This is a genomic window from Agrococcus pavilionensis RW1, assembly GCF_000400485.1.
Taxonomy (GTDB): Bacteria; Actinomycetota; Actinomycetes; order Actinomycetales; family Microbacteriaceae; genus Agrococcus; species Agrococcus pavilionensis.
This window is the reverse complement of sequence record NZ_ASHR01000014.1, coordinates 231,556-255,741: the sequence shown is the minus strand read 5'-3', so window position 1 is coordinate 255,741 and position 24,186 is coordinate 231,556. Positions and strand designations below refer to the sequence as shown.

The 24,186-nt window shown below is 73.8% G+C and carries 23 protein-coding genes; 2 read left to right on the top strand and 21 right to left on the bottom strand.

The features are described 5' to 3' along the window. Positions 1–2 precede the first annotated feature (2 nt). Both ilvA and L332_RS19825 read right to left on the bottom strand, forming a co-directional pair. Positions 3–1,235: a threonine ammonia-lyase gene (gene ilvA, locus L332_RS19830; protein ID WP_021010001.1), complete on the bottom strand. Its 1,233-nt coding sequence runs from the start codon at positions 1,233–1,235 to the stop codon at positions 3–5. Beyond that, positions 1,222–2,379 (bottom strand): AI-2E family transporter, encoded by a 1,158-nt coding sequence (locus tag L332_RS19825; RefSeq protein WP_021010000.1) that lies wholly within the window; start codon positions 2,377–2,379, stop codon positions 1,222–1,224. The genes ilvA and L332_RS19825 overlap by 14 nt, the downstream gene beginning before the upstream one ends. A gap of 70 nt (positions 2,380–2,449) precedes the next feature. On the opposite strand from L332_RS19825, the gene L332_RS19820 reads away from it, so the two are divergent. Then, the gene (locus L332_RS19820; RefSeq protein WP_021064934.1) at positions 2,450–3,664 is read left to right on the top strand and encodes a winged helix-turn-helix domain-containing protein; all 1,215 of its coding nucleotides are present in this window, start codon (positions 2,450–2,452) and stop codon (positions 3,662–3,664) included. Positions 3,665–3,668: 4 nt separating this feature from the next. Here the strand turns inward: L332_RS19820 and L332_RS19815 are convergent, their stop codons facing one another. The 9 genes from L332_RS19815 to L332_RS19775 all read right to left on the bottom strand — a co-directional run bounded on the left by L332_RS19815 (position 3,669) and on the right by L332_RS19775 (position 12,469). Further along, positions 3,669–4,217, bottom strand: coding sequence for a LemA family protein (locus tag L332_RS19815; protein ID WP_021009999.1), 549 nt, complete (start codon positions 4,215–4,217; stop codon positions 3,669–3,671). A gap of 19 nt (positions 4,218–4,236) precedes the next feature. Continuing rightward, on the bottom strand, positions 4,237–5,529 hold the full coding sequence (locus tag L332_RS19810) for a D-arabinono-1,4-lactone oxidase (protein WP_021009998.1): 1,293 nt from the start codon (positions 5,527–5,529) through the stop codon (positions 4,237–4,239). Between the two features lie 15 nt (positions 5,530–5,544). Continuing rightward, positions 5,545–6,762 carry an amino acid deaminase/aldolase gene (locus L332_RS19805; RefSeq protein WP_021009997.1) on the bottom strand — a complete coding sequence of 406 codons (1,218 nt, stop codon included), beginning with the start codon at positions 6,760–6,762 and terminating at the stop codon, positions 5,545–5,547. Next, positions 6,759–7,355 (bottom strand): TetR/AcrR family transcriptional regulator, encoded by a 597-nt coding sequence (locus L332_RS19800; protein WP_021009996.1) that lies wholly within the window; start codon positions 7,353–7,355, stop codon positions 6,759–6,761. Before L332_RS19800 ends, L332_RS19805 begins: the two co-directional genes overlap by 4 nt. 101 nt (positions 7,356–7,456) lie before the next feature. Further along, positions 7,457–8,791, bottom strand: coding sequence for an NAD(P)/FAD-dependent oxidoreductase (locus L332_RS19795; RefSeq protein ID WP_021009995.1), 1,335 nt, complete (start codon positions 8,789–8,791; stop codon positions 7,457–7,459). A gap of 64 nt (positions 8,792–8,855) precedes the next feature. Next, a complete protein-coding gene (locus L332_RS19790; RefSeq protein ID WP_052588639.1) occupies positions 8,856–9,332 on the bottom strand; it encodes a DUF501 domain-containing protein in 477 nt (158 codons plus the stop codon). A 47-nt stretch (positions 9,333–9,379) separates the two neighbouring features. Further along, positions 9,380–9,835 carry an FtsB family cell division protein gene (locus L332_RS19785; RefSeq protein ID WP_021009993.1) on the bottom strand — a complete coding sequence of 152 codons (456 nt, stop codon included), beginning with the start codon at positions 9,833–9,835 and terminating at the stop codon, positions 9,380–9,382. A gap of 61 nt (positions 9,836–9,896) precedes the next feature. After that, complete coding sequence (gene eno, locus L332_RS19780) at positions 9,897–11,177, bottom strand: phosphopyruvate hydratase (protein WP_021009992.1); 1,281 nt, start codon at positions 11,175–11,177, stop codon at positions 9,897–9,899. 50 nt (positions 11,178–11,227) lie between these two features. Next, entirely contained in the window at positions 11,228–12,469 is a 1,242-nt protein-coding gene (locus L332_RS19775; RefSeq protein WP_021009991.1) for a histidine--tRNA ligase, read from the bottom strand. Between the two features lie 71 nt (positions 12,470–12,540). Here L332_RS19775 and L332_RS19770 point away from each other — a divergent pair, with 71 nt between their 5' ends. Beyond that, entirely contained in the window at positions 12,541–13,233 is a 693-nt protein-coding gene (locus tag L332_RS19770; protein ID WP_021009990.1) for a Pr6Pr family membrane protein, read from the top strand. Positions 13,234–13,310: 77 nt separating this feature from the next. Here the strand turns inward: L332_RS19770 and L332_RS19765 are convergent, their stop codons facing one another. The 10 genes from L332_RS19765 to L332_RS19725 form a co-directional block, all read right to left on the bottom strand. After that, entirely contained in the window at positions 13,311–14,015 is a 705-nt protein-coding gene (locus tag L332_RS19765; protein WP_052588616.1) for a YcnI family protein, read from the bottom strand. A 149-nt stretch (positions 14,016–14,164) separates the two neighbouring features. After that, the gene (locus L332_RS29325; RefSeq protein ID WP_021009989.1) at positions 14,165–14,794 is read right to left on the bottom strand and encodes a hypothetical protein; all 630 of its coding nucleotides are present in this window, start codon (positions 14,792–14,794) and stop codon (positions 14,165–14,167) included. Between the two features lie 7 nt (positions 14,795–14,801). Next, the gene (locus tag L332_RS19760) at positions 14,802–15,470 is read right to left on the bottom strand and encodes a MazG family protein (RefSeq protein ID WP_021009988.1); all 669 of its coding nucleotides are present in this window, start codon (positions 15,468–15,470) and stop codon (positions 14,802–14,804) included. Then, on the bottom strand, positions 15,467–19,027 hold the full coding sequence (gene mfd / locus L332_RS19755; protein WP_021009987.1) for a transcription-repair coupling factor: 3,561 nt from the start codon (positions 19,025–19,027) through the stop codon (positions 15,467–15,469). Before mfd ends, L332_RS19760 begins: the two co-directional genes overlap by 4 nt. A 10-nt stretch (positions 19,028–19,037) precedes the next feature. Continuing rightward, positions 19,038–19,511 carry a hypothetical protein gene (locus tag L332_RS19750; protein ID WP_021064930.1) on the bottom strand — a complete coding sequence of 158 codons (474 nt, stop codon included), beginning with the start codon at positions 19,509–19,511 and terminating at the stop codon, positions 19,038–19,040. A gap of 127 nt (positions 19,512–19,638) precedes the next feature. Next, positions 19,639–20,220, bottom strand: coding sequence for an aminoacyl-tRNA hydrolase (gene pth, locus L332_RS19745; RefSeq protein WP_021009985.1), 582 nt, complete (start codon positions 20,218–20,220; stop codon positions 19,639–19,641). A 21-nt stretch (positions 20,221–20,241) separates the two neighbouring features. After that, entirely contained in the window at positions 20,242–20,868 is a 627-nt protein-coding gene (locus tag L332_RS19740) for a 50S ribosomal protein L25/general stress protein Ctc (protein ID WP_021009984.1), read from the bottom strand. A gap of 186 nt (positions 20,869–21,054) precedes the next feature. Continuing rightward, positions 21,055–22,464, bottom strand: a complete 1,410-nt coding sequence (locus tag L332_RS19735; RefSeq protein WP_021009983.1) for a GntP family permease — start codon at positions 22,462–22,464, stop codon at positions 21,055–21,057. A 53-nt stretch (positions 22,465–22,517) separates the two neighbouring features. Beyond that, the gene (locus tag L332_RS19730; protein WP_052588614.1) at positions 22,518–23,102 is read right to left on the bottom strand and encodes a gluconokinase; all 585 of its coding nucleotides are present in this window, start codon (positions 23,100–23,102) and stop codon (positions 22,518–22,520) included. After that, positions 23,099–24,166 (bottom strand): L-idonate 5-dehydrogenase, encoded by a 1,068-nt coding sequence (locus L332_RS19725; protein ID WP_021009981.1) that lies wholly within the window; start codon positions 24,164–24,166, stop codon positions 23,099–23,101. The genes L332_RS19730 and L332_RS19725 overlap by 4 nt, the downstream gene beginning before the upstream one ends. Between the last annotated feature and the right edge of the window lie 20 nt (positions 24,167–24,186).

The following is a 24,186-nucleotide window of genomic DNA, read 5'->3' as shown; positions in this document are numbered from 1 at the left end:
CCTCAGAGCACCTGCGGCTCGTAGCCCGCGCGCCGGAGCGCCTCGAGCACGCGATCGGCGTGCTCCGGTCCGCGCGTCGTGACCGAGATGTCGATCGACACGTCGCTGATCGAGGTCCAGGCGTTGTGCTGCGAGTGCAGCACCTCGACGACGTTCGCCTGCTCGTCCGAGACGATCTGCGCGATGATCGCGAGCTGGCCGGGTCGGTCGGGCAGCGCGATGCGCACCTTGAGGTAGCGCTGCGACGCGGCGAGGCCGCGCGAGATCACCCGCTCCATGAACAGCGGGTCGATGTTGCCGCCCGAGAGCACCGCGACCGTGGGACCGTCGGAGGCGACGAGTCCCGTCATGATCGCCGCCGTCGCGACCGCCCCGGAGGGCTCGACGACGAGCTTCGCCCGCTCGAGCAGCATGATCATCGCGCGGGCGATGTCGTCGTCGCTCACGGTCACGACCTCGTCGACCGCATCGCGGATGATCGCGAAGGGCAGCGCGCCGGGCCGCGCGACCGCGATGCCGTCGGCGATCGTCGGGAGCGCATCGATGGTCGTCGGCTCCCCCGCGGCGAGCGACGGCACGTAGCTCGCCGCGCGCTCCGCCTGCACGCCGACGATGCGGACCTCGCGGCCCTGGGCCGCCGCGCGCAGCCGGATGGCGGACGCCACCCCGGCCGCGAGCCCGCCGCCGCCGATCGGCACGACGACCGTGGACGCATCCGGCACCTGGTCGAGGATCTCGAGACCGACCGTGCCCTGCCCCTCGATGACGTCGCGGTGGTCGTAGGGCGGCACGAAGGTCGCGCCCGTGCGCTCGACGTGCTCGAGCGCCGCGGCGAGCGCGGTCTGGAAGTCGAGGCCGCGCAGCTCGACGGCCGCGCCGTAGTCGCGCGTCGCCTGCAGCTTCGGCAGCGCGACCCCGACCGGCATGAAGATCGTCGCGGGCATGCCGAGCGCGGTCGCGGCGAAGGCGACGCCCTGCGCGTGGTTGCCGGCCGAGGCTGCGACGACGCCGGGCTCACGCGCCTCGGGCGGCAGCTTCGCGAGCATGTTGTAGGCGCCGCGGATCTTGTACGCGCCCGTGCGCTGCAGGTTCTCGCACTTGAGGAAGACCTCGGCGCCGTGCATGCCGCTCAGGTAGCGGGAGCGCTCCATCGGCGTCTCCTGCGCGATGCCGGCGAGCCGCTCGCGGGCCGCCTCGAAGTCGGCGAGCGCGAGCGCCGGCTCAGCGCCGCTCATCGACGACGTCCTCGACGCTCGGGCGGGGGTTCGTGCGCCACGAGCCGGAGGCGATCGTGGCGATGAAGACGTTGAGGAAGGCGACGACCGGCACCGCGAAGAAGGCGCCCGCGATGCCAGCGATCGTCGAGCCGGCGGCGACCGCGAGCACGACGGCGAGCGGGTGCACCTTGACGGCCGTGCCCATCACGATCGGCTGCAGGACGTTGCCCTCGATCTGCTGCACGAGCAGCACGATGCCGAGCATGATGACCGCCGGCCAGATGCCGAAGGAGATGAGCACGACGAGCACGGCGATCGCGCCGGTGACGACCGCGCCGATGATGGGGATGAAGGAGCCGAGGAACACGAGGATCGCGATCGGCAGGACGAGCGGCATGCCGCCGAAGAAGAGCCCGAGGATCCACGCGCCGAGGCCGATGCCGACCGCGTCGATGAACGCGACGAGCACCTGCACGCGCACGAAGTTGCCGAGCGTGACCCAGCCCGCGTGGCCGGCGCCGTCGGTCGCGGGGCGCGCGGCGCGCGGCAGCACGCCGATGATCCAGCGCCAGATCGGCCGGCCGTCCTTGAGCGTGAAGATGAGCGCGAAGATCGTCAGGATGGCGCCCGCGAGCACCTGCCCGACCGTCGAGCCGACCGAGACCGCTTGCGAGAGGATCGACGAGAGGTCCTCGCGCAGCGTGCCGAGGATGTTCGTGCCGAACTCGGCGAGGTCCTGCTGCGTGATGCCGAACGGGAGCGAGAGCAGCCAGTCCTGCGTGTCGGCCCAGAAGTCGACCGCCTTCTCCTGCAGCTCCGGGTACTCGCCGCGGATCTGCGACACCGCGAGCCAGCCGAGGCCCGTCACGGCGACGAGCAGGGCCACGATCGTGACCGCGACCGCGAGCCCCCTCGGCCAGCGCGCGCGGTGCAGCCGGTCGACGATCGGCATGAGCGCGGTCGTGAGGAGCGCCGCGATCACGAGCGGGATGACGACGATGCGGAACACGACGACGAGCCACAGCACGATCGCCGTCGCGGCGGCGATCGCGACGACGCGCCACGCCCAGCTGCCCGCGATGCGCATCCCGTTCGGCACCCCCAGCGGCGCGGGTGTCACGATCGGCTGGGGCTGCGCCTCGCGCGCGCGTCCGAAGATCATTGGTCGATCCTACGGTCGGGGAGCCTCACGCGACCGGCATGCGTCGGCGGCCCTTGCTAGGTTGCCTCGCATGACGCGCTCGACGAGGATCTCCGCCGCGCAGGCGCGGCGCATCGCGGTCGCCGCGAGCGGGCTCGACGGCGCGGTGCCCGGCGAACGGGGCCGCGTCGGCCCTCGCACGCTCGAGCGCGCGATCGGGCGGCTCGGCCTGCTGCAGCTCGACTCCGTCAACGTCTTCGAGCGCAGCCACTACCTGCCGCTGCTCGCCCGGCTCGGCCCCTACGATCGACCGGCGCTCGACCGCCTCCTCCACCACGACCACGGGCGCTCGCTCGGCGCCTACACCGAGTACGTCGCGCACGAGGCGGCGGTCATCCCGGTCGCCGACTGGCCGCTGTGGGCGTGGAAGCGGCGCGAGCCGATGCGCGGCAGCACCGACGCGTGGGCCGCTGAGCACGCGACCCTCATCGACGACGTCCGCGCCGAGTTCGCCGAGCGCGGACCGATGCGGCCGAGCGAGATGGAGCACCCCGCGCACGAGCGGCTGCCCGGCGGGTGGTGGAACAAGTCGGATGCGTACTGGGCGACCGCGATCCTGTTCCGTCGGGGCGAGCTCGTCACCGTCGGCCGCTCGCGCTTCGAGCGCCGGTACGCCGTCGCCGACGCGGTGCTCCCGGAGGCTGCGCGCGCGGAGCTCGGCGCCGTCGACGCCCACCGCACGCTCGTCGGCCGAGCGGCGATCGCGCTCGGCATCGCGACCGTCGACGACCTCGCCGACTACCACCGGCTCCCGATCGCCGACACGAAGGTCGCGATCGCGGCGCTCGTCGACGCGGGCGCGCTCGAGCCGGTCGAGGTCGAGGGCTGGGGCCGCCCCGCCTACCGCAGCGTCTGCGCTCGGAGCCCGCGCGCCGTGCGGTCGACGGCGCTCCTGTCGCCGTTCGACCCGCTCGTCTGGCACCGGCCGCGGGCGGAGCGGCTCTTCGGCTTCGCCTACCGCATCTCGATCTACACCCCGGCGGCGCAGCGCGAGCACGGCTACTACGTGCTGCCCGTGCTCGTCGACGACCACCTCGTGGGCCGCGTCGACCTCAAGAGCGACCGCAAGGCGGGCGTGCTGCGCGTGCAGCACGCGCACGTCGAGCCGGCCCACGCCGAGCGAGCGGGAGAGCTCGCGGAGCGCGTCGCGCCGTCGCTGCGGGAGGCGGCGGCGTGGCAGGGGCTCGAGCGCGTCGAGGTCGCGGGCGCGGGGACGTGGGCTCGGGAGGTGGCCGCGGCGGTGTGAGCCGTCAGAACTGGATGCGGGGCGGCTCGGCGACCGCGCCGGACTGGTCGACCTCGAAGAAGTCGCGCCGGCCGCCCGCCGAGCCCGCGAACAGCGACGTCGGGAACCGACGGGCCTTCGCGTTGAGCTCGCGCGCACCGGTGTTGTAGTCGCGCCGCCGCGCTTGCGCGTCGTCGTCGAGCGCCGCGAGCGCCGTGCGCGCCTCCGCGGCCGTGGAACCGACCGGCTGCGATGCCGCCGCTTGCACGAGCGGGCGCAGCGACCGCTGCAGCTCCGCCTCGGCGGCCGCTTTCTCCCCCGGCCCGCTCGCGCGCTCGAGCGCCGCGAAGGCATCCGTCACCTGTGCTCGCTGCGGCTCGCTCGCCACCTCGAGCAGTGGCGCGGCGACCGAGCGGCGTCGCTCGAGCGTCTCGGCGAGCGCCGCCCAGCGCTCGTCGACGCTCGCGCCGAGCCGGCGCATCGAGACCGAGGCCGAGACGATCCAGGCGATCGCGATGACGGCGAGGACGGCGAGCGCGCCGATGACGATCCAGGTGATGAGCTGGGGATCCATGCGATCCACCTTAAGCGCGTCAGTCGCCGAGGACGCGGCGCGTCCAGGCGCTCGAGAAGAGCCGCTCGGGGTCGAGCTCGTCGCGCGCGGCGAGGAACGCCGCGAAGCCCGGCACGCGCTCGGCGAGCTGCGGCGCCCGCAGCGAGTGGAGCTTGCCCCAGTGGGGGCGCCCGTCGTGCGCGAGCAGGATGGGCTCGACGAGGTCGAAGAGCGGGCGCGGGTCCTCGCGCCACCAGCGGTGCGCCGCGATGTAGCCCGTCGCCCTGCCGTTCGCGGTCGACAGGTGGGCATCGTCCGCGGCGATGGCACGCACCTCGAACGGGAACGTCGGCACGAGGTCGACGCGGCGCAGCGCCCGGTCGATCTCGCGCAGCGCCTCGGGCACCGCCTCGACCGGCACCCCGTACTCGAGCTCGCGGAAGCGCACGCGGCGGGGCGACGTGAAGACGTCGTGGCTCGGCTCGACGAAGCGGCCGCGCGGCATGAGGCGCGCGGCGAGCTCGTTGAGCGCCGGCGCGGTCGGCGGCACCGCGTGGCCGATCGAGAGCAGCGCGCGGTGCCCGTAGTCGGTCAGCACGCGCTCGTCGAGGAACCGCGCCACCGTCGGGCGCGGAGCGAGGGGGCCGGCGACGCGCGTGTTCGACTTCGTCGCCGCGAGGCGCGTCGCCGCGAACCAGTAGAGCTCGAAGTGGTCGGTGCGCTCGTTGAGGTGCATCCACTCGTCGAGCACGACGTCGAGCCGCACGGTCGACTCGATCGCCTCGAGCGCGAACGCCGGCACAGCCTGCACCGTCACGTCGACGAGCACGCCGAGCACGCCGAGGCCGAGCCGCACGGCCGGCAGCAGCTCGGGGCGCTCCGTCTCGCTCACGCGCAGCAGCTCGCCGTCGGCCGTCACGAGCGTCGCGGCGACCACGGATGCGCCGATCGAGCGGTGACGGAGGCCGGTGCCGTGCGTGCCGGTCGAGATCGCGCCCGCGATCGTCTGCGCGTCGATGTCGCCGAGGCAGTCGAGCGCGAGGCCGTGCTCGGCGAGCAGCGCCGAGAGCTCGCGCACGGTCGTGCCGGCGAGCACGGTCGCCCGGCGAGCCTCGACGTCGACCGACTCGAGGCCGCGGAGCCCGTCGATGCGCACGTGGGCGTCGTCGGGGCGAGCGACGGCCGAGAAGGAGTGGCAGCTCCCGACGGGCCGGACCGTGCCCCCGCGCTCGCGGACCCGCTCGAGCGCCCGGCGCACGTCGTCGATCCCCTCCGCGACGTGCACCTCGCTCGGCTCAGCCCGCTGCGAGCGGCCCCAGTTCCTCCACGTCACGCACGGCCTCCCAGCTCAGAGCAGCTTCCTGCCCTCGCCACGATACGTGGGCACGCTGGCGACGACCTCAGCGCCGGCGACGACGTGCAGCTCGTCGGTGCGCTCGCACAGCTCGCCCGCCTTCGCGTGCCGCATCCAGACCCGGTCGCCGATCGCGAGGGCGTCGGCGGCGCGGCCGTGGACGGGCGTGTGGATCTCGCCGACGCCCTCCTCGCGGTCGAGGCGCAGCCCCTCCGGCCAGGCCGCGATGGGCTCCTTGTCGTGCCCGGCCGGCCCCGAGGCGACCCAGCCGCCGCCGAGGAGCGTCACCCAGCCGGGCCCTGGCCGTCGCACGACGGGCAGGGCGAAGGCGAGCGCGGGCGCGACGGTGAACGCGCGGTAGCCGTCGAAGAGGTGGGCGCCGAACAGCCCGCTGCCCGCGGCGATCTCGGTGACCGCGGCCTCCTTCGCCGTCGTGTCGATCGATCCCGTGCCGCCGCCGTTGACGAACTCGAGCTCGGCGATCTCGCGCACGGCCGCGACGGCCGCGCCGCGTCGCTCGAGCAGCTCGCGCGCCGAGAGCCGCTGCATGAGCCGCAGGACGGCGGGCGGCACGAGCCCCCGCGGCACGGTGTTCTGCACGCCGGAGATCTGCGCCTCGTAGGCCATGATCCCGACGAGCCGGAAGCCCGGCCGGTCGACGACGGCGCGCGCGAGGTCGAGGAGCTGGGCGGGCGTGCGCTGCGGGGATCGTCGCACGCCCGCGTAGATGGGCCCGAGGCGCAGCGACGCGTCGAGCTCGATCGCGATGCGCAGCTCGGGGTGGCCGGGGACGACGCGGTCGATGAGGTCGAGGTGGTCGACGCTGTCGACCATGAGCGTCACGCGCTCGAGCGCCCGCTCGTCGCGCGCGAGCGCCCGGAGTCCGTCGCGGTCGGTCGTCGGGTAGCCCACCACGACGTCGTCGATCGAACCGGCGAGCCACAGCGCCTCCGGCAGCGTCGCCGACAGCACGCCGTGCCAGCCGGGGGTCGCGAGCACCGCCTCGATCACAGCGCGGCTGCGCACCGACTTCGTCGCGATGCGGAGCGGGGTGCCGCCTGCTCGCCGCACCATGTCGCTCGCGTTGCGCGCGAGGGCGTCGAGCGAGACGGCTGCGAAGGGGCCGTCGAGGTGGGCGGTCGCGGCGTCCATGCGCGACCAGTGGCCCTCTGCTGCCCAGGGTCGGGCCGCGGCGAGCCGCAGCTCGCTCACCGCTCGTCCCCGAGCGCCGCGGCGAGCATGGGGACGACGGCCTCGATCCAGCGCCGTGACGCCTCGCTGTCGCGCGTGCGCAGCCACGCGTAGGTGAGGCCATCCGTCGCGTGCAGCACGAGGGTCGCGACCTCGCGCGTCGGCATCGCGGGAGCTGTGATGCCGAGCTGCTCCCGGACGTGGTCGAGGAGCTCGCCGAGCGCCTCGAGGTAGTGCTCCTGCACCTTGCCGGGGAGGTGCGCGAGCGACGGCGTGCGGCTGCAGTACGCCATGATCTCCATGATCGCGAGCTCGTACTCGGGGTGCTCGAGGAAGCGCTCGAACCAGCGCAGGAACGACGCGCGCACGACGTCCTCGACCGACGCGTCCTCGGGGAGCGCGGCGCCCGTCCCCGGCACCTCCGAGATGTAGGCGTACGCGGCGCCGATCATCTCGTCGCGCGAGGCGAAGATGTAGTGGAACGTCGCGAGCGGCACGCCCGCCTCGGCGACGATCGCGCGCACGGTGGCGCCGTGCATCCCCTCTCGCGCGATGACGCGCAGCCCCGCCTCGACGAGGTCCTGGCGGCGCACGCTCGCAGGCTTGCGGGTCACTCGGGCTCCGATCTCTGCCGTCTGGGACAGCCGTCCGAGATGGAGTGTACGACAGCGCCGCGCCCCGTGGGGCGCGGCGCTGAGGAAGGTTCAGTCGATGATCAGGCGTCGACCTTGGGCTTCGGCCGGGAGGCGAAGGTCTCGAAGGCCTCGCGCGGCTGCTCGCGCTGCGAGATCTCGGCGATGTCGCGACCGAGGAAGAAGCCGCCGATCCAGTCGCCGAAGACGCGCAGCTTGCGCTCCCACATCGGCATCGCGAGGCCGTGGTAGCCGCGGTGCGCGAGCCAGGCGAGCGGGCCCTTGATGGCGATCTTGCCCTTCTGGAACACGCCGTTCCAGAGGCCGAGGCCCGCGACGGCGCCCTGGTTGTCGTGGATGTACTCGCGCGGAGCGTCGCCGCGGATGACCGCGGCGATGTTCTTCGCGAGCAGCTTCGCCTGGCGGACCGCGTGCTGCGCGTTGGGCACGCAGAAGCCGCCGGGGCCGGGGGTCTTGGAGATGTCGGGCACCGCCGAGACGTCGCCGGCCGTCCACGCATCCGGCACCACGACGCCGTCGCGCGCGACCTGCAGCGTCGGGAGCGCCGTGATGCGGCCGCGGTCGTCGAGCGGCAGGTCGGTCGTGCGCACGACGGGGTTCGCCATGACGCCGGCCGTCCAGATGATGAGGTCGGAGCCGAAGCGCTCGCCGGTCGACAGCTCGACGACGCCCTCGAGCGCGCTCTGCAGCTGCGTCTCGAGGTGCACGTCGACGCCGCGCTTGCGCAGGTCGTCGACGACCCAGAGCGCGGTCTGCTCGGACACCTCGGGCATGATGCGGCCCATCGCCTCGACGAGGTGGAACTTCACGTCGTCGAACGCGATCTCGGGGAAGCGCGAGAGGAGGTGGGTGGCGAGGTCGCGGAGCTCGGCGATGGTCTCGATGCCGGCGAAGCCGCCGCCGACGACGACGGTCGTGAGCAGCCGGTCGCGCTCGGGGCCGGCGGGCAGCTGCGCGGCCTTCGCGAAGTTCGAGATCAGGCGGTCGCGCACCGCGACGGCCTCCTCGATCGTCTTCATGCCGATCGCCTCGTCGGCGACGCCCGGGATGGGGAAGGTGCGGGAGACCGAGCCGGCCGTCATGACGAGCACGTCGTACTCGATCGTCGAGGCCTCGCCGACCTCGGGCTGGATCGTGGCGACCTTGCTCGCGTGGTCGACGCCCGTGACCTTCGCCTGCACGACGCGCGTGCGGCTGAGGTGCCGGCGCAGCGGCACGATCGCGTGGCGGGGCTCGATCGAGCCCGCGGCGACCTCCGGCAGGAACGGCAGGTACTGCATGTACGGCAGCGGGTCGACGATCGTGATCTCAGCCTCGGACTCGCCCAGCAGTCGCTCGAGCCCCCGAGCGGTGTACAGGCCGGCGTAGCCGCCTCCGACGATCAGGATCTTGTTCACGGACACACACTTCTTCCCGGTATCAGATGAGGGGTCACGACATTCTAACGCCCCTAGGAATCCGCTATCCCTCTGCGGAGCCTCGAGCGTCCGGCGCGCACGCGCACACCGCGGGCGACCAGTCGGCGAGCTCGAGCGTGAGGTCGCCGATCGGGTTGACGCCGGGCCCGGCGGCGAGCGAGTGCGCGAGCACGGCGTGCAGGCACTTGACGCGGGTCGGCATCCCGCCCGCGCTCACGCCCGCGATCTCGTCGACGGCTCCGTGCGCCTCGCGGTCGGCGAGGTAGGCGCGATGCGCGGCGGCGTAGCCCTCGGCGATCGCCGGCTCGGCGAGGCGCTCCTGCAGCTGCGCCATCGTGCCGTCGGCCTCGAGCCGCGACGCGGCGGCGGTCGCCGCGGGGTGGGTGAGGTAGTAGAAGGTCGGGAAGGGCGAGCCGTCGGGCAGGCGCGGGCTCGTCACGACGACCGTCGGCGCGCCGCACGCGCAGCGGGCGCCGATGCCGAGCACGCCGCGCATCGAGCGGCCGAGCTGCGCCGCCATGATCTCGAGGTCGCGCTCGCTCGCGGGGTCGATGGCGGGCCGGCCGGTCACTGCGGCTCGCCGATCTCGGCGGGCTCGCCGAAGCTCGACGGGCCGGCGGTCGTGAGGCCCGCGATGAGGAAGGACGAGGCCGCGGCGGCCGCCCAGTCATCCTCGGGCTCCTCGAGGGTCGCGGACGGCACGTCGGCGGTCGCGGTCTCGAGCGTCGTGCGGTCGTCGAGCACGACGAAGCTCGTCTCGCCCGGATAGACGAAGAACAGCCGGTCCCTCGCTTGCGCCTCGATGTAGGCAGGGTCGTCCCAGCGCGCCTGCTGCTCCTGCAGCGACTCGACGTTCGCCTGCTGCGCGGCCACCTGCTCCTCGAGCGCGGCGATGTCGCGGCGCTGCTCGATCAGCAGGCCGACCGAGGGCGCGAGCACGACGAAGCCCGCGACCACGAGCCCGACGACCACGAGCAGCAGCCACGAGACGCGCAGCTGCGGGGCGGGACGAGCGGAGGGCACCCGCCGAGGATATCGGTGGGTGCCCTCCGCTGCGGTCAGGCCCGCGGCCGGTCGAGCGGCGTCAGCCCTCGAAGCGCGGGTAGGCGCCGGCGCCGGCGTACTCCGCCGCCTCGCCGAGCTCCTCCTCGATGCGCAGCAGCTGGTTGTACTTCGCGACGCGCTCGCTGCGGGCGGGCGCGCCGGTCTTGATCTGGCCGGCGTTGACGGCGACCGCGATGTCGGCGATCGTCGTGTCCTCGGTCTCGCCCGAGCGGTGCGAGAGCACCGAGCCGTAGCCGGCCTGCGTCGCGATGCGGATCGCGTCGAGCGTCTCGGAGAGCGTGCCGATCTGGTTGACCTTCACGAGCAGCGCGTTGGCGGCACCGCGCTCGATGCCGTCGATGAGGCGCTCGGGGTTCGTGACGAAGAGGTCGTCGCCGACGAGCTGCACCCGGTCGTCGAGGCGCTCGGTGATGGCGGTCCAGCCCTCCCAGTCCTCCTCGTTCATCGGGTCCTCGATCGTGACGAGCGGGTAGGCGTCGACGAGCTCCGCGAAGTAGTCGGCCATGTCGGCCGACGAGCGGTCCTGGCCCTCGAAGCGGTAGACGCCGTTCTCGAAGAACTCGGAGGCGGCGACGTCGAGCCCGAGCGCGATGTCGGTGCCCGGGGTGAAGCCGGCCTTCTCGATCGCCTGCACGAGCAGGTCGAGCGCCGTGCGGTTGCTCGGCAGGTCCGGCGCGAAGCCGCCCTCGTCGCCGAGGCCGGTCGAGAGGCCCTGCTCCTTGAGGATGCCCTTGAGCACGTGGTACGTCTCGGTGCCCCAGCGCAGCCCCTCGCGGAACGTCTCCGCGCCGATCGGCAGGATCATGAACTCCTGGATGTCGACGCCCGTGTCGGCGTGCGCGCCGCCGTTGATGACGTTCATCATCGGCACCGGCAGCAGGAAGGCGTTCGGTCCGCCGAGGTAGCGGAACAGCGGCAGGCCGGCCGAGTCGGCGGCGGCCTTCGCGACCGCGAGCGAGACGCCGAGGATCGCGTTCGCGCCGAGGTTCTTCTTGTTGCCCGAGCCGTCGAGCTCGATGAGCGTCGTGTCGATGATGCGCTGGTCGTCGGCCGAGAGGCCCTCGATCGCGTCGGCGATCTCCTCGTTCACGGCGTCGACCGCCTGCTCGACGCCCTTGCCCGCGTAGCGGCCCGCGTCGCCGTCGCGCAGCTCGTAGGCCTCGAACGCGCCGGTGGAGGCGCCGCTCGGCACGGCGGCGCGGCCGACGGTGCCGTCCGAGAGCAGCACCTCGACCTCGACGGTCGGGTTGCCGCGGGAGTCGAGGATCTCGCGAGCCTGCAGGGTGTCGATGAGTGCCACGGGTGCTCCTTGGTGTCGGTGTCGGCGCGTCGGGTCGGCCGTCCCCGAGCCTACTCAGCCGAGGGGTCGGCGGGGCCGATGGGCTTGATCTCGAGGGTCGCCGCCGAGTCGCCCGGCCGCACGAAGGCGAAGCGGTCGGCACCGGATGCGGCGAGCTGCGTCAGCAGGCCCGTCACGTTCTTGGGGCGCCGCTGCATGCGCACCGTCTCCCCCGCCGCGACGAGGTCGCGCTTGATCGCGATCGCGGCGGCCGGCTCGACCTGCTTGTCGACGAGCAGCGCGAGCGCGTCGCGGCCCGCCCCGCCGGGCAGCTCGACGAGGTCGACGAGCCGCTCGAAGCCGAGCGAGATGCCGACGGCCGGCATCGACTGGCCGAGGAAGCGGCCGATCATGCCGTCGTAGCGCCCGCCGCCGCCGATCGAGAAGGGCAGCTCGGGGTGCGCGACCTCGAAGATCGGCCCGGTGTAGTAGCCCATGCCGCGCACGAGCGTCGGGTCGAACTCCAGACGGATGCCCACGCTCGCGTCGAGCAGGCAGCGCACGTCGTCGAGCACGGCGGCGTCGAAGCCCTCCGGCAGGTCGCCGCCGCGGATCGCCTCGAGCGTCGCCATGAGCCGCGCGCCGTCGATGCCGCGCTCGGCGAGCTCGGCGACGACGCCGTCGCTGCCGATCTTGTCGAGCTTGTCGACCGTGATGAGCGCGCCCTCGCGGAGCGCCTCCTCGATGCCCGCGTGCTCGAGCGCGGCGGCGAGGATGCGCCGGTCGTTGACGCGCACGAACGCGTCGGGGATGCCCAGTCGGGTGAGCGCATCCGCCGTCGCCGAGAGCAGCTCGAGCTCGGCCGTGACGCCCGGCTCGCCGGCGATGTCGATGTCGCACTGCATGAACTGGCGGTACCGGCCGCGCTGGGGGCGCTCGGCGCGCCACACGGGCGCGATCTGGATCGCGCGGAAGACGGGCGGGAGCGCCGCGCGGTTCGTCGCGATGAAGCGCGCGAGCGGCACGGTGAGGTCGAAGCGCAGGCCGAGGTCGGCGAGCTCGAGCGGCGCGCTCGCACCGCGGAGGTCCTCGACGCCGAGGCCGCGGCGCATGACGGCGAAGGCGAGCTTCTCGTTGTCGCCGCCGAGGCCCGCGTGGAGCCGCTCGGCGTCCTCGACGACGGGCGTCTCGATCTCCTCGAAGCCGTGGTCCTCGTAGGCGTCCCGGATGACGCGCAGCACGCGCTCGCGGCGGCGCTTCTCGACGGGCAGGAAGTCGCGCATGCCGCGCGGCGGGTGCACCTGGGTTGCCATGGCGACCATTCTCCCGCACCCCGGGCGCGCCCTTCGCCCGCCCGGGCATCCGTCGATGGCACGATGACCGCGTGCGACGACCCCGACTCCTCACCGATCGCGCCGTGCCCGTCGCGGCGTGGCGCATCCTCATCCTGCTCACGGCGGTCTTCGCCGAGGCGTGGAACATCAAGAACATGCTGCAGTCGGGCGAGCCGCCCACCGAGCACTTCGCCTACTTCACCGTGCAGTCGAACCTGTTCGTCATCGCGCTCATGGTGTGGATGCTGCTCGTGCCGGAGTGGCGCAGGCCGCGATGGTTCGACCACGTGCGCGGCGCGATCACGGCGTACATCGTGCTCACCGGGCTCGTCTACGCGGTGCTGCTCGCGGAGCCCGACGAGGTGTGGGCGTGGTCGATCGAGTTCACGAACGCGGCGCAGCACCGCTTCATCCCGTGGATGGTGGGGCTCGACTGGCTGCTCGTGCCGACCGCGCGGCGGATCTCGCTCGCCGCGGCGGCGTGGTGGATGGCCTACCCCGTGGGGTACCTCGTCGCCGCGTGGCTGCGCGGCGGGCTCGTCGACGGCTGGTTCCCCTACCCGTTCCTCGACCCGGCCGTGCACGGCGGCTGGGCCGGGCTCGTGTGGCCGACGGGGCAGGTGCTCATCGCGTTCGTGATCGGGATCTTCGTCGTCGCGGGCGTCGGGCGGCTGCGGCATCGCGAGTCGTCTCGCGCCGCCGCCGCGGCCGACCCGCCCGGCCCCGCGTCCACCGCTCCGTAGCCGATCTCCCCCGCAGAGCTCCGGCACTCTGCGAGACGGGGCCCGCGAGAGCGCAGAGTGCCGGGACTCTGCTCGGGTCAGGCGCGGCGGCGGACGGCGGCGACGGCCGCGAGCGCCGCGGCCGCGAGCGCGACCACGAGCGCGGCGATCGCGATCGGCATCGCGGCTGCCCCGTCATCCCCGGCGGTCGCCGCGGAGGCGTCGCTGTCGGCGCCCTTGGCGCCCGCAGCGGCGTCGTGGCCCGCGTCCGCACCGCGGCCGTGCGCATCCGCCGCACCGATCGTCACGATCGGCGCGGGGGTGTCGGAGGCCTGGTCGGCGTCGGTCCACGCCGACTCGCCCACCTCGCACACCTGGCGCGTCGGGAACGCGAGCACCGTGCCGTCGGCGGCGTCGTCGGGCAGCGTCGCGCTCAGCTCGAGCGTGTCGCGCACGCCGTCGGGCAGCGGCTCGTCAGCCGTGAAGACGACGGTGCGGGTGCCGTCGGCGGTGTCGATCGCGACGTCCCAGCCGGGGTTCGCGATGAGGCCGACCGCCGCGATCTCGGCCGGCACCTCGATCTCGACGGCTGTCGTGGGCGAGCCGTCGCAGCCGTGGCCGATCGCGAACGCGATGTCGGCGCGCGCGCCCGGCTCGGTGCTCGACGGCTCGGCGTGCACGTGGGCGCTCGCCGCGACGGGTGCGGCGAGCACGAGGGCGGCCGCGGCGGCGGCGCCAGCGAGCACTGGCAGGGGACGGAAGGGCCGGATGCGTCGGCGGGCTCGATCGGTGGACGTGGTCATGGGCGCTCCTTGCTGCGCGCTCGGGGCGCGCTCGACTGCGGGCGACCGCGGTCGCGGTCGCCGGGCCGCGCGCCGTGGGGCGCGCGGCGGGATGGCGCGCCAGGGGCGCGCGGCGGGGTGGCGCGCCAGGGGCGCGCGGCGGGCTCGCGTCAGGCGATGGCGAGCGGCGGCCCGCGCCGCTCGAGCGAGCCGCGCAGCGCGTCGAGCGCGCGACGGCTCGCGCGGCGCTCGGCAGCGACGGATGCGGTGCCCGCCGGGCGCGGGCCCGGCCACGCGAGCACCGCGAGGGCGACGCGGAGCGAGACGGCCTCGAGCAGGGCGTCGACGAGCCGCGGCGCGAGCCGCAGCAGGCCGAGCGCGAGCGCGCCCGCGACGAGGTGCGCGAGCGGCATCGCGGCGTGCGCGTGCAGCACCGCGCCCGCGAGGCTCGCGCCCGAGTGCGCACCGTGCGCGTGAGCAGCGTGCCCGCCCGCGGCCGCGGCGAGCGGCGCGCTCGACTCGGGCACCGCGTAGAGCGCGTGCTGCAGCAGCTGCGCGGCGGTGACCGCGAGCGCCTGGCGGGGCAGCGCCGCCGTCAGGCCGCGAGCGCCGAGCACGGGCGCGAGCACGACGAGCGTGAGCACCGCGGCGGCCCCGAGCAGCAGCGCGTCAGGGGGCGATCCGCCGCCGATCGCGTGGGCGCTGCCCGTGAGGGCGGTCGTGACGACCGTGACGACGAGCGCGGCCAGGATCGCGCGACGGCGCCGGTCGAGGCGCTCGTCTCGCGGGGCGGGAGTCACCCCTCCATCATCGCGCAGCGGCGCCGTCCGGGCCGCTCGCTGCGGCCTCGGCGTCGCGCAGCCGCTGCTCGAGCTCGCGCGTCGCGGTGCGCAGCGCCCGCTCGGCGTCGAGTCCGCGCTCGGCCGCGCCGCGCGCGAGCGCGAGGAGCGCCCGGCCGAGCTCGTCCTCGGTCTCGGGCGCCGACGCATCCGTCGCCGTCTCCTCGGGCAGCGCGAGCCCGGCTCTGCCCGCGCGACGGATGACCTTCTCGGCGCGCGCGAGCGCCGGCAGGCTCGCGGGGATGCCGTCGAGGGCGCTGTCGCGCTCGGGCTTCTCGGCGCGCTTGATCGCGTCCCAGTTGGCGACGACGTCGCCCACGCCGTCGACGGCGACGTCCGCGAAGACGTGCGGGTGGCGGCGGCGCAGCTTCTCGGTGAGCGCCCGCGCGACGCCCTCGAGGTCGAATCGGCCCTCGGCGCGCGCGATGTCGGCGTGGAACACGACCTGCAGCAGCACGTCGCCGAGCTCCTCGCGGAGGTGCTCGTCATCGCCGGCCTCGATCGCCTCGACGAGTTCGTGCGCCTCCTCGATGACATAGGGCGCGAGCGACGCGTGCGTCTGCTCCCCGTCCCACGGGCAGCCGCCCGGGCCCCGCAGCCGCGCCATGACGGCGACGAGCTCGTCGAGCGCGGTCACTCGGACCGCTCCCCGTCGCGTGCCTCGGCGTCGACCGGCTCCTTCGGCGGCGGGAAGATCGCCGTCAGCAGCCCGTCGACCCACGCGATGAGCTCGGCGTCGGGCAGCGGCTCGGCCTGCGTGCCCGCGAGCCGGCCGCCGCCGGCGGTCGGGATCGGCACGACGAGCGAGGCCGCCTGCGCGTTGAGCTTCGCGCCCGGGTACATGCGCCGCAGCCGCAGCTGCGTCGACTCGGCGAGGTCGGCGGGCGAGACGCGCAGGTTGGGGCCGACGGTGATGACCTCCGAGAGCTTCGCGCGCTGCGCCTTGCGCCGCAGCCGCGCGATCGCGATGAGCGACGTCACCTGCGCGGGCGGCTCGCCGTAGCGGTCGCGCAGCTCGTCGAGCACCTGGTCGATCGCACCGTCGTCGCGCGCCGAGGCCGCGGCGGAGATCTTCTGGTACGCCTCGAGCCGCAGCCGCTCCGAGTCGACGTAGTCCTCGGGGATCACGGCGTCGACGGGCAGCTCGAGCCGCAGCTCGCGCGGCCCCTCGTCCTCCTCGCCGCGGAAGACCGCGACCGCCTCCCCCACCATCCGCAGGTAGAGGTCGAAGCCGACGCCCGCGATGTGCCCCGACTGCTCGCCGCCGAGCAGGTTGCCCGCGCCGCGGATCTCGAGGTCCTTCATCGCGACCTGCATGCCCGCGCCGAGCTCGTTGTGCACCGCGATCGTCTCGAGCCGATCGTGCGCCGTCTCAGAGAGCGGCTTGTCGGCGTCGTAGAGGAAGTAGGCGTAGGCGCGCTCGCGGCCGCGGCCCACGCGCCCGCGCAGCTGGTGCAGCTGGCTGAGGCCGTAGCGCTCGGCGCGGTCGACGATGAGCGTGTTGGCGTTCGGGATGTCGAGGCCCGTCTCGACGATCGTGGTCGAGACGAGCACGTCGTACTCCTTCTCCCAGAAGTCGACGATGACGCGCTCGAGCTGCGACTCGGCCATCTTGCCGTGCGCGACGCCGATGCGCGCCTCGGGCACGAGCTCGGCGAGCTGCGCCGCGACGCGGTTGATCGACGAGACGCGGTTGTGCACGAAGAAGACCTGGCCCTCGCGCAGCAGCTCGCGACGGATCGCCGCGGCGACCTGCTGCTCGTTGTAGGCGCCGACGAACGTGAGCACGGGGTGGCGCGCCTCGGGCGGGGTCGCGAGCGTCGACATCTCGCGGATGCCGGTGACGGCCATCTCGAGCGTGCGCGGGATGGGCGTCGCCGACATCGCGAGCACGTCGACGTTGGCCTTGAGCGCCTTGAGCTTCTCCTTGTGCTCGACGCCGAAGCGCTGCTCCTCGTCGATGATGACGAGTCCGAGCTCCTTGAAGCTGACGGACTCCCCCAGGATGCGGTGGGTGCCGATGACGACGTCGACGGTGCCGTCGGCGATCCCCGCCATCGTCTCGCGCACCTCCTTGTCGGTCTGGAAGCGGCTGAGCGCGCGCACCTGCACGGGGAAGCCGGCGAAGCGGGCCGCGAAGGTCTCGAAGTGCTGCCGCACGAGCAGCGTCGTCGGCACGAGCACCGCGACCTGCGTGCCGTCCTGCACGGCTTTGAAGGCGGCACGCACGGCGACCTCGGTCTTGCCGTAGCCGACGTCGCCCGAGAGCAGCCGGTCCATCGGCACCGGCCGCTCCATGTCGCGCTTGACCTCCTCGATCGTCGTGAGCTGATCGGGGGTCTCGGCGTAGGGGAAGGCGTCCTCGAGCTCGCGCTGCCACGGCGAGTCGGGGCCGAACGCGCGGCCCTTCGACGCCATGCGCTTCGAGTAGAGCTGCACGAGCTCGACCGCGATGTCGCGCACCGCCCGGCGCGCCTTCGACTTCGCCTGCTGCCAGTCGCTGCCGCCCATCTTCGACAGCTGCGGCGCCTCGCCGCCCACGTAGCGGTTGAGCTGGTCGAGCTGGTCGGTCGGCACCGACAGCCGGTCGCCCGGCTGGCCGCGCTTCGAGGGCGCGTACTCGATCACGAGGTACTCGCGCGTCGTCTTCACGGGGTTCCGCCCGCCGCTCGAGACCGTGCGCTGGGTGAGCTCGACGAAGCGCCCGACGCCGTGCGTCTCGTGCACGACGTAGTCGCCCGCCTTGAGCTGCAGCGGGTCGACGACCGAGCGCCGGCGGCCGGCGAGCTTGTGCGGCTGGCGGCTGTCGACGCCGACGGCGCGGCCGAAGAACTCGGCCTCGCTCACGAGCTCGACGCGCTCCTCGGGCAGCGAGAAGCCGTGCTCGATCGCGGCGCGCGTGACGTGCACGATGCCGGGCTCGAGCTCGGCGGGCAGCGCCTCGACCTCGCGCGCGGCGACGCCGTGCTCGCCGAGCACCTGCACCGCGCGCTCGACCATGCCGTGGCCCGCCGCGGTGACGACGACGCGCCAGCCCTCGCGCGAGCGCTCCCGGAGGTGCTCGACGGCGCCGTCGGCACGCCCGGCGAAGCTCGGCACGGCGTGCGCGTCGATCGCGTCGACCGACTCGTCGGCCTGCAGGGTCGAGAGCGTCCACCACGGGCCGTCGACCGCGTCGTGCAGCTCGTCGAGGCTCAAGAAGCCGCTGCTGAGGTCGACCGGGGCGTCGCCGCCGGCGGTCGCCGCGCTCCACGCGGCCTGCAGGAACTCCTGGTTGGTCTCGTTGAGGCTCGCGACGCGGTCCCGGATGCGCTCGGGCCCGAGCACGACGACGCCAGCGTCGGGCAGGTAGTGGGTGACGGGCACGAGCCGGGGCAGGAGCGCGGGCGCGAGCGACTCCATGCCCTCGACGGGGATGCCCTCGGCGATCTTCTCGAGCATCTGCGCGATGCCGGGGAACTCGGGCGCGAGCTCGCGCGCCCGCGCGCGCACCGCATCCGTCAGCAGCAGCTCGCGGCTCGGCGGCAGCACGACGCGCTCGAGCGGCGTCGGGTCGCTGCGCTGGTCGGCGACGTGGAACCAGCGCATCTGCTCGACCTCGTCGCCGAAGAGCTCGATGCGCACCGGGTGGTCGGCGGCGGGGCTGAAGACGTCGACGATGCCGCCGCGCACCGCGAACTCGCCGCGGCGGGTGACCATGTCGACGCGCAGGTAGGCGAGGTCGACGAGCCGGCGCGAGAGCTCGGCGAGGTCGACGCCGCGAGCGCCCGCGACGAGCTCGACCGGCTCGACGTCGAGCAGGTTGTCGGCGACCGGCTGCAGCGCCGCGCGCACGGAGGCGATGACGACCGTCGGCGTCGCGGGGTCGCGCTCGGCGACCGCCCGGAGCGCTGCGCCGCGCTGGCCGACCGTCTCGGCCGAGGGGCTCAAGCGCTCGTGGGGCAGCGTCTCCCATGCCGGGAGCGTCAGCACCTGCGCGCTCGGCAGCCAGGCCTCGAGGTCGTCGCGCACCGCGTCGGCCTCGCGGCGGGTCGCGGTGATGACGAGCAGCGGGCGGGAGGAGGCGCTCGCGAGCGAGGCGACGACCGGCGCGCGCATCGGTTCGATGCCGCTGAGCGCGCCGCCGCGCCGAGCCTCGACGACCGGGGCGAGCGCGCCGCGCTCGAGCAGCTCGAGGAGGGGCTCGAGGCTCACTGGCCCGCTGTCACTGGCTCATGACGACGGTGCCCGCGCCGTCGAGGACCTGCAGGGAGTAGCCGCCCTCGGCCTGCGCGGGCGGCATGACGCCGACGAAGACGGGCGGCGCGTCGTCGGGCACGTTCTCGCCGCGCGTGAGCTCGATCTCCTGGCCGTACCAGGTCATGACGGCGCGCTCCGCGCCCGCGGGGGCGATGACGAGCGCGCCCTTCGCCGCGTCCGGCCCCGCGACGCACAGCAGCGGCCCCGCGCCGAGGCACGAGGCGAGGAAGCGGCCGTCGGGGTCCTCGAGGATGAGGTCGGTGAGCCCCGACTCGGGCGAGCGGTCCCACCACAGCAGCGAGCCCTCGGGGCTGCGGGCGGAGAGCGTGTAGCCGTGCGGGCCCTGCACCTGCTCCTCGTCGCCGCCGCCGCTCGAGCAGCCGGCGAGCGCGACGGTCGCCGCGACGACGATGGTCGCGAGCATGGCGGTTCGGCGCACTGGCGGGTTTCCTTCCGATCGGCATCCCATGCTAGCGGCGGTGCCTGCGGGGTCGGGACGGATGACCGAGGCCCGAGACGGGCCTCGGCGCTGGCGTCGCGGCGAAGGCCCGAAAGGGCCTTCGCTCTCAGCTCCCGCGCGCGTGGATGCGCTGCTGCGCCGCGAGGAAGCCCTCGGCGATGATGCGCTCGACCGCGTCGGCGCCGAGCTGGACGAGCAGCTCGGCCTCGGCCTGCTCGGCCTTCGCGAAGGGCTTGAGCACGAAGTCGGCCGGATCCTGGCGCCCGGGAGGACGGCCGATGCCGAGCCGCACGCGCAGCACGTCGCCGCCGCGCGCGGCGATGATGTCGCGCATGCCGTTGTGGCCGCCGTGGCCGCCGCCCTGCTTGAGCCGGATCTCGCCGAGCGGGAGGTCGAGCTCGTCGTGCAGCACGATGACGTGCTCGGGCTCGATGCCGTACCAGTCCATGAGCTGCGCGACGGGGCCGCCCGAGCGGTTCATGAAGGTCGTCGGGAAGGCCGTGACGACCTTCGGCCCGCCCACGATGCGCGACTCGGCGACGAGCGCGGCGGCGCGGCCGTGCCGCTTGGGCGTCGCGCCCGCTCGCCGCTCGACCTCGGCGAGCGCCATCTGGCCGATGTTGTGTCGCGTGCGCGCGTAGTCGGGCCCGGGGTTCCCGAGCCCGACCACGAGCCACGACTGCGCCATCGAGCGCGGAGCCTCGGTGGACTACTCGGCGTCGGTCTGCTGCGAGGCCTCGCCGCTCGGCACGACGTCGCCCTCGGGCGCCTCGTCATCGAGCGCCGGGGCGGCCGGCACCATGATGCCGACGACGAGCGTGTCGGGCTCGCTGACGAGCGTCGCGCCCGCGGGCAGCTGGATGTCGCCGGCGAGCACGTGCGCGCCCTCCTCGAGGCCCTCGATCGAGACGACGATCGAGTCGGGGATGCTGAGCGCGTCGACCTCGATCGAGATCGCGGTCTCCTCGAGGTTGTTGATCGTGCCGGGGGCCGACTCGCCCTCGAGGTGCACAGGCACGTCGACGATGACCTTCTCGCCGCGCTGGACGATGAGGAGGTCGAGGTGCTCGATCGACTGGATGCCCTGCATGACGGGGTTGCGCTGCACGTCCTTCACGAGCGCGAGCTGCGACTGGCCCTCGATCTGCAGGTCGAGGATGGCGTTCGAGCGGCGCACGAGCAGGAAGACCTGGTGCGCGTCGAGCGTGAGGTGCTTGGGCTCGGTGCCGTGGCCGTAGAGGACCGCGGGCACCTTGCCGGCGGCGCGGATCTTGCGCGCCGCGCCCTTGCCGAAGGAGGTGCGGGGCTCGGTCTCGAGCTTGTTGTCGTCGCTCATGGAAGTGCTCCTTGGTGGGCCGCAGCCCGTCGTAGGTCGACTCGAACGCGCCAAGCGTGAGGACTGTGCCTGCTGCTGCCACCGCGTCGATCACGGATGCGTCCGCATCCCTCGCCGAAGTTCAGCCCCCGAGCCTACCGCATCGCCCGGGTGCCGGCCGCGCGGGCCGGCACCCGGGCTCGCGGATCAGCCGAACGCGCCCGCGATGAGGTAGATCGCGTAGCTCAGCACGAAGCCGACGATCGCCATGAGGCCCTGGGCGACGGTCCAGGTCTTCAGCGTCGTCTTGACGTCGAGGCCGAAGAACTTGCTCACGAGCCAGAAGCCCGAGTCGTTCACGTGGCTGAAGCCGACCGAGCCGGCCGCGGTCGCGAGCACGATCGCCGCGACCTCGACGGGATTGAAGCCGCCGTCGACGACGACGCCCGCCATGAGCGACGCCGCGGTCGTGAGGGCGACGGTCGCCGAGCCCTGCGCGATGCGCACGATGAGCGAGATGAGGAAGGCCGCGACGATGACCGGCATGCCGATCGAGTTGAGCGACTCGGCGATCGCGTCGCCGATGCCCGTGACGCGCAGCACGCCGCCGAACATGCCGCCCGCGCCCGTGACGAGCACGACCGAGGCGATCGGCCCGAGGGCGCTGTCGGCGACCTTCTCGATGAGCGAGCCGGCCTTGCCCATCCCCCAGCCGAGCAGCCACATCGAGACGAGCACGGTGATGAGCAGCGCGACGGGCGTCTCGCCGAGGGTGCGCAGGAGCGCGACGACGGGCTCGGCCCGGAACGCATCCGGGTCGTCCGTCGTCGCGGCGAACATGTTGAGGCCCGTGTTGAGCAGGATGAGCACGAGCGGCAGCACGAGCAGGAAGACGATCTTGCCGAACCCCGGGTTCGACTCCATCCCGCGGTGCTCCTCCTCGGAGCCCGAGAGGATCGAGGGCACGCCGATGTCGTAGCGGCGGCCGACCCAGCCGCCGAACAGCACGCCGACGACGTACCAGACGGGGATCGCGACGACGAGGCCGAGCACGAGCACGAGGCCGACGTCGGCGCCGAGGATCGCGGATGCCGACACGGGGCCCGGGTGCGGCGGCACGAAGATGTGCATCGAGCTGAAGGCGAGCGCCGCGGGGAACGCGACGGTCAGGAGCGAGCCGCCCAGGCGGCGCGCGACGGCGTAGATGATCGGCATCATCACCACGAGCCCCGCGTCGAAGAAGATCGGGAAGCCCATCAGCAGGCTCGCGACGCCGACGGCCATCGCCGCGCGCTGCTCGCCGAACCAGCCGATGAGCTTGTCGGTGAGCACCCTCGCGCCGCCCGACGTCTCGATCATGCGGCCGAGCATCGCGCCGAGCGCGACGAGCAGCATGACGCTGCCGAGCGTCGGATCGAAGCCGAAGCGCAGCGCGGGCAGCAGCTGGTCGAACGGGATGCCCGCCGCGAACGCCGTCAGCAGGCTCGTGATCATGAGGGCGAGGAAGGCGTGGATCTTGAACGCCATGATCAGGACGAGCAGCAGCGCGATGGAGCCGGCCGCGAGCAGCAGCAGTCCTCCCGTGCCGAGGTCCCAGTTGAGGACGAGGTCGTCCATCGTGCGTCTCCTTCGTTCGCTGCCGCGGTGCGCGGGCGGTGGGCCGGGGCCGGTCAGCGCCCGGGCAGGGGGATCGTGCCGGTGATGGTGGTCTCTGGGCCGGGCTCGACCGTGCGGCCTGCCGCGCGGCCGATGAGGATGCGGGTGACCTCCTCGACGATCGCCGCGGGGGTCTGGTCGACGGAGATCGCGATGCCGTGCTCCCACTCGGCGAGCGGCTCGAGCGTCTCGATCTGGCTGTCGAGCAGCGTCGAGGGCATGTACTCGTGGTCGCGGTGCGCGATGCGGTCGGCGAGCAGGCCCTTCTCGCCCACGAGGTGCACGAAGACGAGCTGCGGATCGCTCGCGCGCAGCAGCTCGCGGTACCAGCGCTTGAGCGCCGAGCACGCGACGATCGTGATGCGCCCCTCGGCGCGGCCCGTCGCGATCGCGTGGCCGATCGCCTTGAGCCACGGCACGCGGTCCTCGTCGGTGAGCGGCGTGCCGCCGGCCATCTTCTGCTTGTTGGCCGCGGGGTGCAGGTCGTCGCCGTCGATGAACTGGATGTTGAGCCGGTCGGCGAGCGCCCGCCCGATCGTCGTCTTGCCGGAGCCCTGCACGCCCATGATGATCATGGACGGGTATCGCGTCTCGCTCATGCATCCACTCCCTCGTGCTCGCCGAACGTCAGCAGCACCTTCGAGGATACGGATGCGTCGCGGGCGAGCTCGAGGGCGTCGAGGCCGCGCTCGATCGGCAGCTCGTGGCTGATGACGGGCGCCGCGTCGAGCGAGCCGTCGGCGAGCGCCTCGAGCACGTCGTCGATCTCGTCGTTGAAGCGGAACGAGCCGACGAGCGTGAGCTCGCGCGTGATGGCGCTCGCCATCGGCACGGCGATCTCGCCGGCCCGCTGGAGCCCGAGCATGACGACCGTGCCGCCGCGGCGGGCGCCGCTGATCGCGGCGGCGAGCCCCGGCACGGTGCCGGACGACTCGATCACGACGTCGGCGTGGAGCGCGGCGATGCCCTCGGCGTCGCGCGCGTCCATCGCGCGCGCGCCGAGCCGCTCGGCGAGGGCGCGCGGGTGCTCGTGCAGGTCGGTCGCGACGACCTCGGCCGCGCCGTGGCGCCGCGCGACCGCGATCGCGAGCGCGCCGATCGGGCCCGTGCCGATCACGAGCACGCGCTGGCCCTCGACGTCGCCCGCCTGGCCGACGCCGTGCCACGCGACGGCCGCGGGCTCCGCGAGCGATGCGAGCCGGAGGTCGAGGCCCGCCGGGAGCGGCCGGAGCATGCGCGCGGGCAGCGCGACCCGGCGCGCGAACGCGCCCGCGGTGTGGGGCATGCGCGCGGCCGAGCCGAGGTACGTGCCCGCAGGGCTCAGGTTGGGCCGATCGGCGGGGAAGGGCGCGGAGCCGTCGTCGATCGGCGTCGCGGGGTGCACCGCCACGCGCGTGCCCGCCGCGGGGCCGGTGCCGTCGGCGGCCGGCTCGAGCACCGTGCCGACGATCTCGTGGCCGAGCAGCATCGGCTCGCGCAGGATCGACTGCCCCGCGGCGCCGTGCAGCCAGTAGTGGAGGTCGGAGCCGCAGATGCCGCCGAAGGCGATCTCGACGACCGCCTCGTCGGCCGCTGGCACCGGCTCGGGCAGCGCCTCGACGCGCACGTCCTCCTTCGCGTGGGCCACGAGGCCGAGGTTGTCCGCCATCCGGTCGTCGCTCATCCGTCCGCTCCTCCCCCGGT

Coding starts and splice junctions, on each gene's coding strand:
- L332_RS19735 (WP_021009983.1), bottom strand. CDS start 22,464: ATGGACGACCTCGTCCTCAACTGGGACCTCGGCACGGGAGGACTGCTG.
- L332_RS19725 (WP_021009981.1), bottom strand. CDS start 24,166: ATGAGCGACGACCGGATGGCGGACAACCTCGGCCTCGTGGCCCACGCG.
- L332_RS19740 (WP_021009984.1), bottom strand. CDS start 20,868: ATGAGCGACGACAACAAGCTCGAGACCGAGCCCCGCACCTCCTTCGGC.
- L332_RS19820 (WP_021064934.1), top strand. CDS start 2,450: ATGACGCGCTCGACGAGGATCTCCGCCGCGCAGGCGCGGCGCATCGCG.
- L332_RS19775 (WP_021009991.1), bottom strand. CDS start 12,469: ATGGCAACCCAGGTGCACCCGCCGCGCGGCATGCGCGACTTCCTGCCC.
- ilvA (WP_021010001.1), bottom strand. CDS start 1,235: ATGAGCGGCGCTGAGCCGGCGCTCGCGCTCGCCGACTTCGAGGCGGCC.
- L332_RS19730 (WP_052588614.1), bottom strand. CDS start 23,102: ATGAGCGAGACGCGATACCCGTCCATGATCATCATGGGCGTGCAGGGC.
- L332_RS19765 (WP_052588616.1), bottom strand. CDS start 14,015: ATGACCACGTCCACCGATCGAGCCCGCCGACGCATCCGGCCCTTCCGT.
- L332_RS19825 (WP_021010000.1), bottom strand. CDS start 2,379: ATGATCTTCGGACGCGCGCGCGAGGCGCAGCCCCAGCCGATCGTGACA.
- L332_RS19815 (WP_021009999.1), bottom strand. CDS start 4,217: ATGGATCCCCAGCTCATCACCTGGATCGTCATCGGCGCGCTCGCCGTC.
- pth (WP_021009985.1), bottom strand. CDS start 20,220: ATGGCGCAGTCGTGGCTCGTGGTCGGGCTCGGGAACCCCGGGCCCGAC.
- L332_RS19790 (WP_052588639.1), bottom strand. CDS start 9,332: ATGGCGGCGCAGCTCGGCCGCTCGATGCGCGGCGTGCTCGGCATCGGC.